General features: G+C 72.3%; 17 protein-coding genes. 13 read left to right on the forward strand and 4 right to left on the reverse strand.

The annotated features are described in order from the left end of the window. Positions 1–11: 11 nt before the first annotated feature. The 8 genes from GA0070622_RS09400 to GA0070622_RS09435 all read left to right on the forward strand — a co-directional run bounded on the left by GA0070622_RS09400 (position 12) and on the right by GA0070622_RS09435 (position 7567). Positions 12–548: a DUF4240 domain-containing protein gene (locus GA0070622_RS09400; protein ID WP_091571995.1), complete on the forward strand. Its 537-nt coding sequence runs from the start codon at positions 12–14 to the stop codon at positions 546–548. 95 nt (positions 549–643) lie between these two features. After that, positions 644–2521: a translation elongation factor 4 gene (gene lepA / locus GA0070622_RS09405; RefSeq protein ID WP_091571999.1), complete on the forward strand. Its 1878-nt coding sequence runs from the start codon at positions 644–646 to the stop codon at positions 2519–2521. A gap of 232 nt (positions 2522–2753) precedes the next feature. Continuing rightward, positions 2754–3038 (forward strand): GlsB/YeaQ/YmgE family stress response membrane protein, encoded by a 285-nt coding sequence (locus GA0070622_RS09410; protein ID WP_091572003.1) that lies wholly within the window; start codon positions 2754–2756, stop codon positions 3036–3038. A gap of 261 nt (positions 3039–3299) precedes the next feature. Then, on the forward strand, positions 3300–3584 hold the full coding sequence (locus tag GA0070622_RS09415) for a GlsB/YeaQ/YmgE family stress response membrane protein (RefSeq protein WP_091572006.1): 285 nt from the start codon (positions 3300–3302) through the stop codon (positions 3582–3584). A gap of 222 nt (positions 3585–3806) precedes the next feature. Then, positions 3807–5099 (forward strand): sugar ABC transporter substrate-binding protein, encoded by a 1293-nt coding sequence (locus GA0070622_RS09420; RefSeq protein WP_091572011.1) that lies wholly within the window; start codon positions 3807–3809, stop codon positions 5097–5099. Beyond that, complete coding sequence (locus GA0070622_RS09425) at positions 5096–6088, forward strand: carbohydrate ABC transporter permease (RefSeq protein ID WP_091572016.1); 993 nt, start codon at positions 5096–5098, stop codon at positions 6086–6088. Before GA0070622_RS09420 ends, GA0070622_RS09425 begins: the two co-directional genes overlap by 4 nt. Further along, positions 6085–6915 carry a carbohydrate ABC transporter permease gene (locus GA0070622_RS09430; protein ID WP_091572020.1) on the forward strand — a complete coding sequence of 277 codons (831 nt, stop codon included), beginning with the start codon at positions 6085–6087 and terminating at the stop codon, positions 6913–6915. The genes GA0070622_RS09425 and GA0070622_RS09430 overlap by 4 nt, the downstream gene beginning before the upstream one ends. 16 nt (positions 6916–6931) lie before the next feature. Continuing rightward, complete coding sequence (locus tag GA0070622_RS09435; protein ID WP_091572024.1) at positions 6932–7567, forward strand: MOSC domain-containing protein; 636 nt, start codon at positions 6932–6934, stop codon at positions 7565–7567. Between the two features lie 15 nt (positions 7568–7582). Here GA0070622_RS09435 and GA0070622_RS09440 read toward each other — a convergent pair whose 3' ends face one another. Both GA0070622_RS09440 and GA0070622_RS09445 read right to left on the reverse strand, forming a co-directional pair. Next, complete coding sequence (locus GA0070622_RS09440; RefSeq protein WP_176710435.1) at positions 7583–8443, reverse strand: hypothetical protein; 861 nt, start codon at positions 8441–8443, stop codon at positions 7583–7585. Positions 8444–8580: 137 nt separating this feature from the next. Then, positions 8581–9366, reverse strand: a complete 786-nt coding sequence (locus tag GA0070622_RS09445) for an enoyl-CoA hydratase family protein (RefSeq protein WP_091577083.1) — start codon at positions 9364–9366, stop codon at positions 8581–8583. 19 nt (positions 9367–9385) lie between these two features. Here GA0070622_RS09445 and hemW point away from each other — a divergent pair, with 19 nt between their 5' ends. Then, positions 9386–10609, forward strand: coding sequence for a radical SAM family heme chaperone HemW (hemW, locus tag GA0070622_RS09450; protein ID WP_176710537.1), 1224 nt, complete (start codon positions 9386–9388; stop codon positions 10607–10609). Positions 10610–10652: 43 nt separating this feature from the next. Here hemW and GA0070622_RS09455 read toward each other — a convergent pair whose 3' ends face one another. Then, the gene (locus GA0070622_RS09455; protein ID WP_091572031.1) at positions 10653–11294 is read right to left on the reverse strand and encodes a DUF4870 domain-containing protein; all 642 of its coding nucleotides are present in this window, start codon (positions 11292–11294) and stop codon (positions 10653–10655) included. Positions 11295–11470: 176 nt separating this feature from the next. On the opposite strand from GA0070622_RS09455, the gene hrcA reads away from it, so the two are divergent. The 3 genes from hrcA (at position 11471) to GA0070622_RS09470 (ending at position 14448) form a co-directional block, all read left to right on the forward strand. After that, positions 11471–12493: a heat-inducible transcriptional repressor HrcA gene (gene hrcA / locus GA0070622_RS09460; protein WP_091572036.1), complete on the forward strand. Its 1023-nt coding sequence runs from the start codon at positions 11471–11473 to the stop codon at positions 12491–12493. Positions 12494–12566: 73 nt separating this feature from the next. Continuing rightward, positions 12567–13712: a molecular chaperone DnaJ gene (gene dnaJ / locus GA0070622_RS09465; RefSeq protein ID WP_176710436.1), complete on the forward strand. Its 1146-nt coding sequence runs from the start codon at positions 12567–12569 to the stop codon at positions 13710–13712. A gap of 1 nt (position 13713) precedes the next feature. Next, positions 13714–14448, forward strand: a complete 735-nt coding sequence (locus tag GA0070622_RS09470) for a 16S rRNA (uracil(1498)-N(3))-methyltransferase (protein ID WP_091572043.1) — start codon at positions 13714–13716, stop codon at positions 14446–14448. Between the two features lie 105 nt (positions 14449–14553). Here GA0070622_RS09470 and GA0070622_RS09475 read toward each other — a convergent pair whose 3' ends face one another. Beyond that, positions 14554–15315 carry an SDR family NAD(P)-dependent oxidoreductase gene (locus GA0070622_RS09475; protein WP_091572048.1) on the reverse strand — a complete coding sequence of 254 codons (762 nt, stop codon included), beginning with the start codon at positions 15313–15315 and terminating at the stop codon, positions 14554–14556. A 76-nt stretch (positions 15316–15391) separates the two neighbouring features. Between GA0070622_RS09475 and GA0070622_RS09480 the strand changes: the two genes are divergently transcribed. Then, positions 15392–15742, forward strand: a complete 351-nt coding sequence (locus GA0070622_RS09480) for a histidine triad nucleotide-binding protein (RefSeq protein ID WP_091572052.1) — start codon at positions 15392–15394, stop codon at positions 15740–15742.

A 15742-nucleotide genomic window follows, 5' to 3' on the forward strand; every position in this document is an offset into this window, starting at 1 on the left:
ACTGCCTGACCATGAGGACCGACGAGTTCTGGCAGTTGATCGACGACGCCCGGAGCGGGGCCGGGGGAGAGCCCGACGCGGTCGCCGCCCGGGCGGTCGCGCTGCTGGCCGAGCGCGACCCGGAGGAGATCGTCGGGTACGCCCACCACCAGCGGCGGGTGCTGGCCGCCTCCTACCGGGTCGACCTGTGGGGCGCGGCCTACCTGATCAACGGCGGCGCGTCGGACGACGGCTTCGAATACTTCCGGGGCTGGCTGATGACCCAGGGCCGGGCGGTCTTCGCCCGCGCGGTCGCCGAGCCGGACTCGCTGGCCGAGCTGCCCCGGGTGCGGGCGGCCGCGCTCAGCGGCGAGGAGTTCGAGTGCGAGCCGATGCTGGCGGTGCCGTGGGAGGCCTACCGGAAGGCCACGGCGAGCGAGTTGCCGACCGACCGCGACCCGGTGCCGGAGCCCGACCTGAACGACTTCTGGGACTTCGACGACGAGGAGGAGGCCCGGCGTCGGTTGCCGAGGCTCGCCGCGCTCTTCGTCGAGCCGCCCCAGGAGTGACGGGGGAGCCCGGGCGAGCGCCGGGCGACGTGGGAGCATAGAGGGGGCCGGCGACGCGCCGGCCCGCTCACGTCAGCCGACCAGAACGGACCGCTGTGCCACCGACGCTCGATCCCGGCGCGAACGCTCCTGGTGCCACCGACCCGGCGCGCATCCGGAACTTCTGCATCATCGCCCACATCGACCACGGGAAGTCGACCCTGGCCGACCGGATGCTGCAGCTCACCGGCGTGGTCGATCCCCGGCAGATGCGCGCGCAGTACCTGGACCGGATGGACATCGAGCGCGAGCGCGGCATCACCATCAAGAGTCAGGCCGTCCGGATGCCGTGGACGATCCGGGAGGGCGACCGGGCCGGCGAGACCGCCGTGCTCAACATGATCGACACCCCCGGCCACGTCGACTTCACCTACGAGGTGTCCCGCTCGCTGGCCGCCTGCGAGGGCGCGATCCTGCTGGTCGACGCCGCGCAGGGCATCGAGGCGCAGACGCTGGCCAACCTCTACCTGGCGCTCGAGAACGACCTGCGCATCATCCCCGTGCTCAACAAGATCGACCTGCCGGCCGCCCAGCCGGAGAAGTACGCCGAGGAGCTGGCCCACCTGATCGGCGGTGACCCGGCGGACTGCATCCGGGTCTCCGGCAAGACCGGTGAGGGCGTGCCCTACCTGCTCGACGAGATCGTCCGGCAGTTCGTGCCGCCGGTCGGCGCGGCCGAGGCCCCGGCCCGCGCGATGATCTTCGACTCGGTGTACGACGTCTACCGCGGCGTGGTCACCTACGTCCGGGTGGTCGACGGCCGGATCTCGGCGCGGGACCGGATCAAGATGATGTCCACCGGCGCCGTGCACGAGCTGCTGGAGATCGGCGTCATCTCGCCGGAGATGGTGAAGGCCGACGCGCTCGGCGTCGGTGAGGTGGGCTATCTGATCACCGGCGTGAAGGACGTCCGCCAGTCCCGGGTCGGTGACACGGTCACCATCAACGGCAACCCGGCCCAGGAGGCGCTCGGCGGCTACAAGGACCCGAAGCCGATGGTCTACTCGGGTCTCTATCCGATCGACGGCTCCGACTACCCGAACCTGCGTGAGGCGTTGGACAAGCTCAAGCTCAACGACGCCGCGTTGGTCTACGAGCCGGAGACGTCCGGGGCGCTCGGCTTCGGTTTCCGCTGCGGCTTCCTCGGCCTGCTCCACCTGGAGATCATCCGGGAGCGGCTGGAGCGGGAGTTCAACCTGGATCTGATCTCCACCGCGCCGAACGTGGTCTACCGGGCCCTCACCGAGGACGGCCAGGAGATCGTGGTGACCAACCCGAGCGAGTACCCGACCGGGAAGATCGCCGAGGTGTACGAGCCGACGGTGCGGGCCACCGTGCTGACGCCCAACGACTACGTCGGCGCCGTGATGGAGCTGTGCCAGGGCCGGCGGGGCAACCTGCTCGGCATGGACTACCTTTCCGCCGACCGGGTGGAGCTGCGCTACACCCTGCCGCTGGCCGAGATCATCTACGACTTCTTCGACCAGCTCAAGAGCCGCACCAAGGGCTACGCCTCGCTCGACTACGAGACCTCCGGCGAGCAGGCTTCCGACCTGGTCAAGGTCGACATCCTGCTGCACGGCGAGCCGGTGGACGCGTTCAGCGCGATCGTGCACAAGGACAAGGCGTACAACTACGGCACCACGATCGCGGCGAAGCTGCGTTCGCTGATCCCGCGCCAGCAGTTCGAGGTGCCGATCCAGGCGGCCATCGGCAGTCGGGTGATCGCCCGGGAGACGATCCGCGCGATCCGCAAGGACGTGCTCGCCAAGTGCTACGGCGGTGACATCAGCCGTAAGCGCAAGCTGCTGGAGAAGCAGAAGGAGGGCAAGAAGCGGATGAAGATGGTGGGCCGGGTGGAGGTCCCCCAGGAGGCGTTCATCGCCGCGCTCTCCTCCGACTCCGGCGACGCCAAGCCCGCCGGCAAGAAGTAGCCGCAGAGCCGTACCGCCGGCCGGTGTCCTCGTCCGAGGGCGCCGGCCGGTGCGCGTACTCAGGAAATTTTCAGCTGCGGACGGCGCTCCCACCTGCGGTTTCGGGCCGCCGCGGCGGCTGGAGGGGCTCGGACGGCGCGGAGGCCGGTTTCGGTTTTCGGCGGGTCGGGAACTTAGCGGTCACGACAGGAACCGCACAGAACGTGCGAAACCGCTTATAGGAGGACCGACCGTGGAGTTCACCGTCTGGGGCATCATCACCGCGCTGATCGTCGGCCTGATCGTCGGCGCGCTGGGCCGGCTGGTCGTGCCGGGTCGTCAGAACATGCCGATGTGGCTGCACATGCTGATCGGCGTCGGCGCCGCGCTGCTGGGCACGATCGTCGCCCGGGCCTCCGGCTTCGCCGAGACCGCCGGCATCGACTGGCGCGAGCTGCTGCTGCAGGTGCTCTTCGCCGCCATCGCGGTCGCGCTGGTGGCGGGCGTCGGTCGTCGGCGGGGCGTCACCCACCACTGATCGCGCACCCCTGCGCCTCGACGGGCGCCCGGCCTCATCGGCCGGGCGTCCGTCGGCGTTTCCGCATTGAACCCGGTCGGTTCCCTCGCGCTCTCGTCGGGGGCCGTCGGGCTGGGGTTTTTGGGGAGAAACCCCAGCTCACTGCCCGTCCGAACAATTCGTCACCGAAGTCGGTTTGGATTTTTGGCGGGTCGGGAACCTATCGATCACGACAGTGAACACACGACATCGTGTGACTTGATCCGAAGGAGGAGGGCGACCATGGATCTCACCGTTTGGGGCATCATCACCGCGCTGGTCGTTGGTCTGATCGTCGGCGCGCTGGGCCGGCTGGTCGTGCCGGGCCGGCAGAACATGCCGATGTGGCTGCACATGCTGATCGGCGTCGGCGCCGCGCTGCTGGGCACGATCGTCGCCCGGGCCTCCGGCTTCGCCGAGACCGCCGGCATCGACTGGCGCGAGCTGATGCTGCAGGTGCTCTTCGCCGCCATCGCCGTCGCCCTGGTGGCCGGCGTCGGTCGTCGGCGCAGCGTCTCGCGTTACTGACCCCCGCACCACAGCGCTCGACGGGCGCCCGGCCACCGGCCGGGCGCCCGTCCGCGTACGCCCCCTCTGAGCTGCCCGGACGGCACCCCTGCCGGCCGGGCGTCCGGCTGCGATACGGTCGCCTCGGCCGCCCGCCGCGAACACCCCCTGTTGTAAAGGAAATTTTCCTACTAAGGTGCGGCGGAGAAGGTTAGTGCCAAACGGCCCTGAGGGAGATATGGCGTGAACAGGTGGAAGCGGCTGGCTCCGGTCACCGCCATCGTGGCGTCGGCCGCGCTGGTGCTGACCGGTTGCGGTGGCTCCGGCGACGACGACAAGGCCGCCGACAACAGCAAACTGACGGTTTGGATGATGGGTGAGGGCGGCGACGCCCAGACCGCGTTCCTCGACACGGTCGAGGCGGAGTTCAAGAAGAAGCACCCCGAGACCGACGTGGTGGTGCAGTACATCCCCTGGCTCGAGGCGCCGAAGAAGTTCCAGGCCGCGCTCGCCGGTGGGGAGGGCCCCGACGTCACCGAGCTGGGCAACACCGAGACCCAGGGCTGGGCGGCGCAGGAGGCGCTCGCCGACGTCACGGACAAGTTCAACGGCTGGTCCGAGGGCAAGGACATCCTGCCCGACCTGGTGAAGAACGCCCAGCTCGACGGCAAGCAGTACGGCGTCCCGTGGTACGCCGGCGTGCGCGCCGTCTACTACCGCACCGACTGGTTCGCCGAGGCCGGCGTGAAGCCGCCGACGAACTGGGACGAGATGGTCGCCGCCGCCAAGGCCGTCCAGGCCAAGAAGCCCGGCACCTACGGCATCGCCCTGCCGGGCAACTCCGAGCTGCCGTTCTACTCCTTCCTGTGGGGGGCCGGCGGCGAGATCGCCACCAAGGAGGGCGACACCTGGAAGTCCGGCTACAACACCCCCGAGGCGCAGAAGGCGGTCAAGTTCTGGACCGACCTGGTGACCGTGCACAAGGTCGCCCCGCCCGCCGCCGCCGGCTGGAACGAGGTCGACGCCCGGACCCAGTTCGCCACCGGCAAGGCCGCCATGGCCTTCGCCGGTAGCTGGCAGGGCGGCGCGATGAAGAAGGACAACCCCGACATCGAGAAGGTGTGGGGCACGTTCCCGATCCCCGGCCCGGACGGCAAGGCCGCCCCGGCGTTCGCCGGCGGGTCCGACATCGCGGTCTGGAAGGACAGCGAGCGGCAGGCGCTGGCCTGGGACTACATGACCGTGCTGCTGAGCAAGCAGAAGGACCAGGAGTTCGCCAGCAGCCTCGGCTTCTTCCCGGTCTACAAGGACCTGGTCAGCGGCGGCAACTACGCCGACGACAAGGTGATGGCCGCGTTCGCCACCGCCATCCAGAACACCAAGCTGACCCCGCTCACCCCCAAGTGGGTCGAGGTCAGCCGGACCAAGACGGTGACCCAGGCGATGAACAGCTCGGTCATCAAGGGCCAGAAGACGGTCGAGAAGGCAACCGCCGACGCGGCCACCGAGATGGAAAGCATCCTCAACGCCAAGTGACCACGCTGACCGAGGCCACCGACGAGGCCGCCGTGCGGGGGAAGGCCCCCGCGCGGCGGCCCCGCCGAAAGGTGGACCGCCTCCCGTACCTGCTGCTCCTGCCCTGCCTGGCGATCATCGCCGTGCTCCTGCTCTGGCCGCTCGGCCAGGTCGTGATGATGTCCTTCTACAAGTTGGACAGCGTCCGGCAGCTCCGGGGGGACCGCGAGTGGCCGTGGGTCGGCCTGGCCAACTACGCGCAGATCCTCAGCGACCCGTTCTTCCGTACGGTGTTGCGCAACACCGTGCTGTTCGCGGTCGCCAACGTGGCCCTCACCATGGTGCTGGGCACCCTGGTCGGGCTGCTGCTCAACCGGCTGGGCAAGAAGATGGCCACGTTCGTGGCGAGCTGCGTGATGCTCGCCTGGGCCACCCCGGCGCTCACCGGCACGATCGTCTGGAAGTGGATCTTCGACGACACGAGCGGGCTGGTCACCTGGCTGTTCAACAAGCTCCCGGACGGGCTCTCCACGACGCTGTTCGGGCGCAGCGACTGGACCGGCTACGGCTGGTTCAACGACCCGCTGATGTTCTTCGGCATCCTGACCCTGGTGGTGGTCTGGCACTCGTTCCCGTTCATCGCGGTGAGCGTGCTGGCCGGGCTCAAGAGCGTGCCGACCGAGCTGCAGGAGGCGGCCCGGGTCGACGGCGCCGGACCGTGGAAGGTCTTCTGGTCGGTCACGTTCCCGATGCTGCGGCCGGTCTTCGGCATCCTCGTGGTGCTCTCCACGATCTGGGACTTCAAGGTCTTCACCCAGCAGTTCGTGCTGGCCGGCGGCACGCAGGACCGCTCGACGTTCATGCTGTCGATCTACTCGTACGCGGAGGCGTTCTCGCCACCGCCCAAGTACGGCCTCGGCTCGGCCATCGCCGTCATCCTCACCGTGATCCTGCTCGTGGTGACCGCCCTGTACGTCCGCATGGTGCTCAAGCAGGAGGACGAGTCGTGAAGAAGATCGCCCTCAACGGTGCCGGCCTGCTGGTCGCGCTCTTCGCCGCGTTCCCGGTCTACTGGATGGTGGCGACCTCGCTGAAGCCCAACCGGGAGATCTTCTCGTCCACGCCGCGCCCGGTGCCGGCGGAGCCGACGCTGGAGCACTACCGGGAGATCCTCACCGGCAACCTCATCCCCGGCGTGACGTTCGTCGACTTCTTCCTGAACAGCGTGCTGGTCGCGGTGGCCACCGTGCTGCTGAGCGGGCTGGTCGCGCTGCTCGCCGCGACCGCGGTGGCCCGGTTCCGGTTCAAGCTGCGCACCAGCTTCCTGATCCTGCTCCTGGTGGTGCAGATGATCCCGCTGGAGGCGCTGGTCATCCCGCTGTTCCTGATGATCCAGCGGCTCGGCCTCTACAACACGCTGCCCAGCCTGATCCTCACCTACCTCGGCTTCTCGCTGCCGTTCGCGGTCTGGATGCTGCGCGGCTTCGTCGCCGCGGTGCCCAAGGAACTGGAGGAGGCCGCCGCGATCGACGGGGCCAGCCGGGCCCAGACGTTCCGCAAGGTGCTCTTCCCGCTGGTCGCACCCGGCCTGGTGGCGACCAGCATCTTCTCCTTCATCACCGCGTGGAACGAGCTGATCTTCGCGCTGACCTTCATCAACGACCAGGAGAAGTACACCCTGCCGGTGGCGATGACGTTCTTCTTCGGTCGGGACGACACGGCCTGGGGCTCGGTCATGGCCGCGTCCACGCTGTTCACCCTGCCGGTGATCGTGTTCTTCCTGCTGGTCCAGCGTCGGATGGTCTCCGGCCTGGTCGCCGGCGCGGTCAAGGGCTGAGCCTAGGCTGATCGCCATGACGGGCAGGCTGGTGGCGGTGAACCTCGGCACGGTCACCGAGGCGGAGTGGGCGGGCGACGCGAGCGGTCGCAGCGGCATCGACAAGCGTCCGGCCGAGGGCCGGGTGCCGGTCACGGCCGCCGGGCTGGCCGGCGACTTCATCGGCGAGCCGGCCCACCACGGCGGCCCCGACCAGGCGGTCTACGCGTACGCCGAGGAGGACGCCGCCTGGTGGGCCGCGGAGCTGGGGCGGCAGCCCCGCCCGGGCGTCTTCGGGGAGAACCTCAGCACCTGGGCCGTGGACGTGACCGGCGCGGTCGTCGGCGAGTGCTGGGCGGTCGGCTCCGCGTTGCTCCAGGTGACCAAGCCGCGCACGCCGTGCCGGACGTTCGCCGGCTTCTGGGGCGTACCGGACCTGATCAAGCGGTTCACCCTGCGGGGCGCGCCCGGCGCCTACCTGCGGGTGCTGCGCGAGGGTGAGATCGGCGCCGGCGACCCGGTCGAGGTGGTCGACCGGCCGGCGCACGGGGTGACCGTCGGCGAGGTGTTCCGCGCGACCACGCTGGAGCCGGAGCTCCTGCCCCGCCTGCTCGACGCGCCGGAACTGCCCGGGCCGCTGCGGGAGAAGGTCCGCCGCCGGCTCGCCGGCTGACCGGCGCCGGCCGGATCACGTCGCGGCGAAGACCTCGGCCAGCACCTGCGTGGCCGGGTCACCCTTCACCCGGTCCCAGGTGCCCTGCTCGGCCGTCCACTCCAGGTTCGCGAAGCGGACCCGCTTCACGCCGTGGTCGTCGGCGTGCGACACCAGCCAGTGCGCGTAGCGCCAGCCGTCGCGGTCGTCGCCGGCCGGCACCGTCAGCCCGGTGAGGTCGGTCCCCGCGGTCAGCCGGGGCAACCCCCAGTCGAGCGTGAGCCCCTCCAGCAGCGCACTGGCGGCGGCCGGGCCGCGCATGGTCGGCGTCGAACCGACGGTGCAGGCCACCGCGCCGGTCGCCTCACCCAGCAGGGCACGGGTCAGGACCTGCGACTCGTCCGCCCACTTCTGGTACGCCTCGGGGTAGGCCGACCGCTGCACCCGCTGGGCGGCCTCGGTGACCCGCATCCGCTCCCAGCCCCTGACCTTCTTCAACGCGGCGTAGAACTTGTTCGCCGCGTAGCGCGGGTCCTGGATCTCCTCCGGCGTGCCCCAACCCTGGCTCGGGCGCTGCTGGAACAGGCCCAGGGAGTCCCGGTCGCCGTGCGCGATGTTGCGCAGGTGCGACTCCTGGTAGGCGGTGGCCAGCGCCACCACCACCGCCCGCTCGGGCATCCGGCGCTGCACGCCGATGGCCGCGATGGTGGCCGCGTTCGCCATCTGGTCGGCGCCGAGCACCACCTCGCCGTCGGCCTGCACCGTGCAGGTCCGGCTGGCCACCGGCAGACGCAGGTGGTGACCGAACTGCTTGGTGACGAACCAGATCGCGAGCAGGGCCAGCACACACACCGCCACACCAGCTGCCACGATCGCCGCTCGCGTCCGCACCCGCACCCCCTGTCCCGACAGTCCGACCAGCGTACGTCGGCCACCTCACCTCCCGGCTCGGCCGACCGGCTGTCTCACCCCGGCGTCACCGGGCCGCCACGTACCGCGCCGATGTGGCCGCCGGTGAGCGGCGCTCCCGCCCCTCAGTCTCCGGCCGGCACCCACGACGCGGGACGCTTCTCCCGGAACGCCAGGACCCCCTCGCGCCCTTCGTCGGAGAGGAAGTACCCGGTGGAGAGCGCCGCCAACTCGGCGATCTCGGCCCGCAGGTCGGTGGCGGCCGGGCGGCGCAGCAGCTCCTTCGCCCCGGCCAGGGCACGAGGCGCCCCCCTGACCAGCGAGGCGCAGTACCGCTCCACGGCGGCGTCCAGCCCGTCCGCCGGCACCGCGGCGGTGACCAGGCCGATCTCGGCGGCCCGCCGGCCGTCGAAGGTGTCCCCGGTCAGGTACAACTCGGCCGCCGCCCGGGGGCTCAGCCGTGGCAGCACGGTCGCCGAGATCACCGCCGGGATCACCCCGATCCGCACCTCGGTGAACGCGAACGTCGCCTCCTCGGCGCAGACCGCCAGGTCGGCGGCCGCGATCAGGCCCAGCCCGCCGGCCCGGGCCGGCCCGGCGACCCGGGCCAGCACCGGCTTCGGGCACTCCCGCACGGCGACCAGCACGTCGCCGAGCATCCCGGCGGGCACGGTCCCGCTCGCGTACGCGGCGGCGGTCTCCTTCAGGTCGGCGCCGGAGCAGAAGACCGGACCGGTGTGGTCCAGCACGATCGCCCGGACCGTGTCGTCGGCGACCGCGGCGGCCAGCCCGGCCAGCAGCTCGGTCATCAGCGCCGTGGAGAGCGCGTTGCGGTTGTGCGGGCTGTCCAGGGTGAGGGTGGTCACCCCACGGGCCGTGGCGACCCGCACGAGAGCGTCCGGAGAGGTCATGCCGGGCACACTAGTGGCCATGCCCGGCGTCCTTCCAGAAGGCGAACCCGTCCCGCGCGACGGCTCGCTGCCCGCCGCCGCCCGCCGCGCCGTCGGCGCCCGCGGTTTCGGCGTGTACGTGCACGTCCCGTTCTGCGCCAGCCGGTGCGGCTACTGCGACTTCAACACGTACACCGCGTCGGAGCTGGGCGGCGGGGCGAGCCGGGAGACGTACGCCGACAGCGTGCTGGCCGAGCTGGCGCTCGCCGCCCGGGTGCTCGGCGACACGCCGCCGCCGCGGGTCGACACCGTCTTCGTCGGCGGCGGCACGCCCACCCTGCTGCCCGCCGACGACCTGGCCCGGATCCTCGACGGCATCGACCGCACCTGGGGGTTGGCCGCCGGCGCCGAGGTGACCACCGAGGCCAACCCCGAGTCGGTCACCCCGGAGTCGCTCAAGACGCTGCGGGCCGCCGGCTACACCCGCATCTCGCTGGGCATGCAGTCCGCCGCGCCGGGGGTGCTCGCGGTGCTCGACCGCCGGCACAGCGCCGGTCGGGCCACCGCCGCCGCCCGGGAGGCGCGCGACGCCGGATTCGACCACGTCAACCTGGACCTGATCTACGGCACGCCGGGGGAGACGGCCGAGGACTTCGCCGCCTCGCTGGCGCAGGTGGTCGAGGCGGGGGTGGACCACGTCAGCGCGTACGCCCTGATCGTGGAGGACGGCACCCGGCTGGCCGCGCGGATGCGCCGGGGCGAGCTGCCGTACCCCTCCGACGACGTGGCGGCCGACCGCTACCTGGCCGCGGAGGAGGCGCTCGGCGCGGCCGGCTTCTCCTGGTACGAGGTGTCCAACTGGGCCCGCTCGGCGGCGGCGGCGTGCCGGCACAACCTGCTCTACTGGACCGGCGCCGACTGGTGGGGCCTGGGCCCGGGCGCGCACAGCCACGTCGGCGGGGTGCGCTGGTGGAACGTCAAGCACCCGACCGCGTACGCGGCGCGGCTGGCCGAGGGCGCGTCACCGGCGCTGGCCCGGGAACGGCTGACGCCCGACGAGCAGCACATGGAGGACGTGATGCTGCGGGTGCGGCTCGCCTCCGGGCTGCCGCTGGGCGTGCTCGACGAGGCCGGCCGGGCCGGCGCCGAACGGGCCCGGGACGCGGGGCTGCTGGACGCCGGGGCGTACGCGCGGGGCCTGGTGGTGCTGACCCTGCGCGGCCGGCTGCTGGCCGACGCGGTGGTCCGCGACCTGCTGCCCTGACCGGCGCCGGCCGGCCCCGTCGCCCGGGACCGGCCGGAGCGGATCACTTGATCAGGCTGGCCGACATCGGGTAGCGGTAGAGCTGACCCTCGTTGGCCTTCACCCCGGCCAGGATGCCGAAGACGATGCCGACGATCATGGCGCCGAAGCCGATCACCAGGCCGATCAGGATGCAGGTGAGGATCCAGCCGACCAGCGCGATGACCGACCAGATGAGCTGGAAGTTGAGCGCGGCGATCGCGTGCGCCCGGACGGTGGGCGACTGGTTGCCCCGGGCCAGCAGCGCCACCAGCGGCGCGATCCAGCCCAGCACGCCGCCACCGATCAGCATCCCGGCGGCGCCGCCGAAGTGCGCGACCAGGGCCCAGGTCTTGTCGTCGTTGTTGGCGTAACCGGCCGGCGGGCCGTAGCCGCCGCCACCGGGGTAGCCGGCGCCGTAGCCCGGCGCGCCGCCGCCCGGCGGGGGATAGCCACCCGGCGGCGGGTAGCCGCCGCCCGACGGGGGTTGGCCGCCCGGGGGCGGATAGTCACCCGGCGGGGGATAGCCGCCCGCCGCCGGTGCCCCGGACAGTGGTGCGGTGGGCGGCTCACCGGCGGGCGAGGAGCCGTAGGGCGCCGACGGCGCGGTCGGGTCGGGCTGGGGGCCGGGGTCCCCCGCTCCGGGAGGGCGAGGAGGTTCAGTCATGCACGTCACGGTAGGTCCCGCCGGCAAGTGGCACCAGGGCTGTTCGGCCCCGGCGCGTCGACGGAGGGCGGTGGGGCGCACCGGAGGTCCGTCGCTGATCATCGCGTCGGCGGGGGTGCCGACGTAGACTGGCACTCGCTACAGTCGAGTGCCAGCCGCGTCAGGAGGTGGGGGACATGGGTCTCGACGACCGGAAGCTCGCCGTGCTGCGCGCGATCGTCGAGGACTACGTCGCCACGCAGGAGCCGGTGGGCAGCAAGGCCCTGGTCGAGCGGCACCAGCTCGGCGTCTCGCCGGCGACCGTGCGCAACGACATGGCGGTGCTGGAGGAGGAGGGCTACATCCGGCAGCCGCACACCAGCGCCGGCCGGGTGCCCACCGACCGTGGCTACCGCCTCTTCGTCGACCGGCTGTCCCGGGTCAAGCCGCTCAGTCCGGCCGAGCGGCGGGCGATCGAGCGCTTCCTGGTCGGCGCCGTCGACCTCGACGACGTGGTGCACCGCACGGTCCGGCTGCTCGCCCAGCTCACCCGGCAGGTCGCCGTGGTGCAGTACCCGAGCCTGGCCCGCTCCAAGGTGCGCCACCTGGAGCTGGTGCCGATCTCCACCACCCGGCTGATGGTCGTCATGATCGCCGACACCGGCCGGGTCGAGCAGCGGCTGGTGGAGCTGCCCGCCCCGGTGCCCGCCGACGACGTGACCGACCTGCGCCGGCTGGTGAACGAGAAGCTCGTCGGCAGCCAGCTCGCCGAGACGCCGCCGCTGGTGCAGGCGCTCGTCGACGAGTCGGCGCCGCATCTGCGCCCGGCCATGACCACGCTCTCCACCGTGCTGCTGGAGACGCTCGTGGAACGGCACGAGGAGCGCCTCGCGCTGGCCGGCCAGGCCAACCTCACCCGGGGTGGCCTGCTCGACTTCCAGGGTTCGCTGCGGCCCATCCTGGAGGCGCTCGAAGAAGAGGTCGTGCTGCTCAAGCTGATCGGCGAGACCGAGCCGAGCACCACCCGGGTGCTCATCGGCGACGAGAACGAATACGACAACCTGCGGGCCGCCTCGGTGGTCAGCACCGGCTACGGACCGGGCAGCACGATCGTCGGCGGCCTCGGCGTGCTCGGGCCGACCCGGATGGACTACCCCGGCAATATCGCCATGGTGAGGGCCGTGGCACGCTACGTGGGCGAACTGCTGGCCCAGAACTGACCAGTCAGGGCCGACGGCCGGTTCCGGCCGACGACCGGAGCGACGCGAGACGAACATGAGGACACCTAACGCAGTGGCCAGGGACTACTACGGCATTCTCGGCGTGAGCCGGGACGCCTCCGACGACGAGATCAAGCGCGCCTACCGCAAGCTGGCGCGGCAGTTCCACCCGGACGTCAATCCGGACCCGGAGGCCCAGGAGAAGTTCAAGGACATCAACGCCGCGTACGAGGTCCTCTCGGACGACCGGAAGCGGCAGATCGTCGACCTGGGCGGCGACCCGCTCGCCCCGGGCGGCGGTGGCGCGGGCGGTCCCGGCGGCCCGGGCGGCGCCGGTCCGTTCGTCGGCTTCCAGGACATCATGGACGCGTTCTTCGGCGGCGCCGCGGGCGGCAGCCGGGGCCCGCGTCCGCGTACCCGCCCCGGCGCGGACGCGATCCTGCGCCTGGAACTGGACCTCAACGAGACCGCGTTCGGCGTCGAGGCGCCGATCACCGTCGACACCGCGGTGCTCTGCACCACCTGCTCCGGCGCCGGCACCGCCGCCGGCACCCACCTGGCCACCTGCGAGGCGTGCGGCGGCCGCGGCGAGGTGCAGTCGGTGCAGCGGACCTTCCTCGGCCAGGTGGTCTCGGCCCGGCCCTGCACCGTCTGCCAGGGCTACGGCACCACCATCCCGCACCCCTGCCCGACCTGCGCCGGCGACGGCCGGGTGCGTACCCGCCGTTCGCTGACCGTCAAGATCCCGGCCGGGGTCGAGGACGGCATGCGGATCCGCCTGGCCCAGCAGGGCGAGGTCGGCCCGGGCGGCGGCACCGCCGGCGACCTCTACGTCGAGATCCACGAGCGGCCGCACGACGTCTACTCCCGCAAGGGCGACGACCTGCACTGCCGGGTGACGGTGCCGATGACCGCCGCCGCGCTCGGCACCCGGCTGACCATCAAGACGCTGGACAGCGAGGAGACGGTCGACGTTAAGCCCGGCACCCAGCCCGGCAGCACGCTGCGGCTGCGCGCCCGGGGCGTACCGCACCTGCGCGGCACCGGCCGGGGTGACCTCTACGTGCACCTGGACGTGCGTACCCCGACCAAGCTCGACGCCGACCAGGAGCGGATGCTGCGCGACTTCGCCAAGACGCGCGGCGAGGAGGTCGCCGAGCTGACCAAGCAGGGCGGCTTCTTCTCCCGGATGCGCGACGCCTTCAACGGGCACGCCTGAGGTGTCCGCGCCGCTGTTCCTGGTCGACGCGCTGCCCACCGGTGACACGCTGACGCTGGACGGCCCGGAGGGCCACCACGCGGCCACCGTGCAGCGGCTGCGCGTCGGCGAGGAACTGGTGCTCGCCGACGGCCGGGGCGGCACCGCCGCCGCGGTGGTCACCGCCGTCGGCCGCGGCACGCTCGACCTGCGGCTCACCAGCCGGGGGTACGCGGACGCTCCGGTGCCCCGGCTGGTGGTGGTGCAGGGCATCGCCAAGGGCGACCGGGGCGAGCTGGCCGTGCAGGCGATGACCGAGGTGGGCGTGGACGAGATCGTGCCGTGGGCGGCGTCCCGCTCGGTCGTGCAGTGGCGCGGCGACCGGGGCGTACGGGCCCGGGAGAAGTGGGCGGCCACCGCCCGCGAGGCCGCCAAGCAGGCCCGCCGACCGTGGCTGCCGGTGGTGGCGGGAGCACCTGACGAGTCCACCGGCACGGTCACCCGACGGATCGCCGGCGCGGCGGCCGCCTTCGTGCTGCACGAGGAGGCCGAGGAGCGGCTGACCACCGCCGAGCTGCCGTCGATCGGCGAGATCGTGCTGGTGGTGGGCCCCGAGGGCGGCATCGCCGACGCCGAGCTGACCGCGTTCACCGACGCCGGCGCCCACCCCGTCCGCCTGGGCCCCTCGGTGCTCCGCACCTCCACGGCCGGCGTAGCCGCCCTCTCCGTCCTCTCCACCCGCCTGACCCGCTGGTGACCCCCCACCCACCCCACCCCGCCGATCTTGCGGTTCGTGCCCCGGCAAAGGCGGTGAAACGCCCAGGACGAGGGCCGCAAGTGCAAGATCGCGGGAAGGGGTGGGTCAGGTGCGGAGGTAGGAGGCGCCGTTGAGGTCGATGATGGTGCCGGCGGCCCACTCCGCCTCCGGGGAGGCCAGCCAGTGCACGGCGGCGGCGATCTCCTCCGGGCGGGCCACCCGGTGGAACGGGGACTGGGCCCGGACCGCGTCGCCGCGCTCGCTCTTGAGGTGCTCGTTGGTCATGTCCGTCTCGACGAAGCCGGGAGCCACGCAGGCCACCCCGATGCCGTACGGGGCCAGCGCCACCGCCAGCGACTGCGCCATCGCGTTCATCCCCGCCTTGCTCGCGCCGTACGCCGGGTTCGCCGGCTCACCGCGGAACGCGCCCCGGGACGAGACGTTCACGATCCGGCCGCCCCGCTCCCGCATGTGCTGGGCGGCGCACCAGGCCGCGTTCGCGGCGCCGACCAGGTTGGTGTCGAGCACCTCCCGCCACCGCGCCCGCCACTGCTCGTAGCTGCTGCCGAAGACCGGGTGCGGCGGGTCCGCCGGGCCGAAGACACCGGCGTTGTTGACCAGCACGTCGAGGCCCCCGAGCAGTCGGGCCGCCTCGTCCACCATGACCCGGACCGCGTCCGGGTCGGCCAGGTCGGCGCGGACCACCACGTGCCCGTCGCCGGGCAGCTCCACGCGCAGCGCCTCGGCCAGCTCGGCGGAGTCCCGGTGGTGGATCGCCACCCGGTCCCCGCCGGCCGCGAACGCCCGCGCGACCGCCCGCCCGATGCCCCGCGAGGCCCCCGTCACCAGCACCGCCCGTCCCGCCATGCCGGCCATCCTGCCGCACCGCGCCGAGGGGCCGGCCGGGGCCCCGTCGGTCACCGCCCCTCCCTAGACTGCGGCGATGGGAGTCGACTGCCTGTTCTGCCGGATCGTCGCCGGGGAGATCCCGGCCACCATCGTCCGTGAGACCGCCACCACCCTCGCCTTCCGGGACATCGACCCGAAGGCGCCCACCCACGTGCTGGTGATCCCCAAGGAGCACTACGCGGACGTGGCCACGCTCGCCCAGGGCGACCCCGGGCTCGCCGGCGAGGTGCTCCACACCGCGGCCGTGGTGGCCGAGGAGGAGGGCCTGACGGTGGACGGCTTCCGGCTCATGTTCAACACCGGCCCGTACGGCGGCCAGGAGGTCTTCCACGTGCACGCCCACCTGCTCGGTGGCGCGCCGCTCGGCCCGATGCTCTGCCGGTGA

Source organism: Micromonospora sediminicola, assembly GCF_900089585.1.
In the GTDB taxonomy this organism is placed as follows: Bacteria; Actinomycetota; Actinomycetes; order Mycobacteriales; family Micromonosporaceae; genus Micromonospora; species Micromonospora sediminicola.

Coding starts and splice junctions, on each gene's coding strand:
- GA0070622_RS09400 (WP_091571995.1), top strand. CDS start 12: ATGAGGACCGACGAGTTCTGGCAGTTGATCGACGACGCCCGGAGCGGG.
- GA0070622_RS09415 (WP_091572006.1), top strand. CDS start 3,300: ATGGATCTCACCGTTTGGGGCATCATCACCGCGCTGGTCGTTGGTCTG.
- GA0070622_RS09435 (WP_091572024.1), top strand. CDS start 6,932: ATGACGGGCAGGCTGGTGGCGGTGAACCTCGGCACGGTCACCGAGGCG.
- GA0070622_RS09445 (WP_091577083.1), bottom strand. CDS start 9,366: ATGACCTCTCCGGACGCTCTCGTGCGGGTCGCCACGGCCCGTGGGGTG.
- hemW (WP_176710537.1), top strand. CDS start 9,386: ATGCCCGGCGTCCTTCCAGAAGGCGAACCCGTCCCGCGCGACGGCTCG.
- GA0070622_RS09455 (WP_091572031.1), bottom strand. CDS start 11,294: ATGACTGAACCTCCTCGCCCTCCCGGAGCGGGGGACCCCGGCCCCCAG.
- hrcA (WP_091572036.1), top strand. CDS start 11,471: ATGGGTCTCGACGACCGGAAGCTCGCCGTGCTGCGCGCGATCGTCGAG.
- GA0070622_RS09475 (WP_091572048.1), bottom strand. CDS start 15,315: ATGGCGGGACGGGCGGTGCTGGTGACGGGGGCCTCGCGGGGCATCGGG.
- GA0070622_RS09480 (WP_091572052.1), top strand. CDS start 15,392: ATGGGAGTCGACTGCCTGTTCTGCCGGATCGTCGCCGGGGAGATCCCG.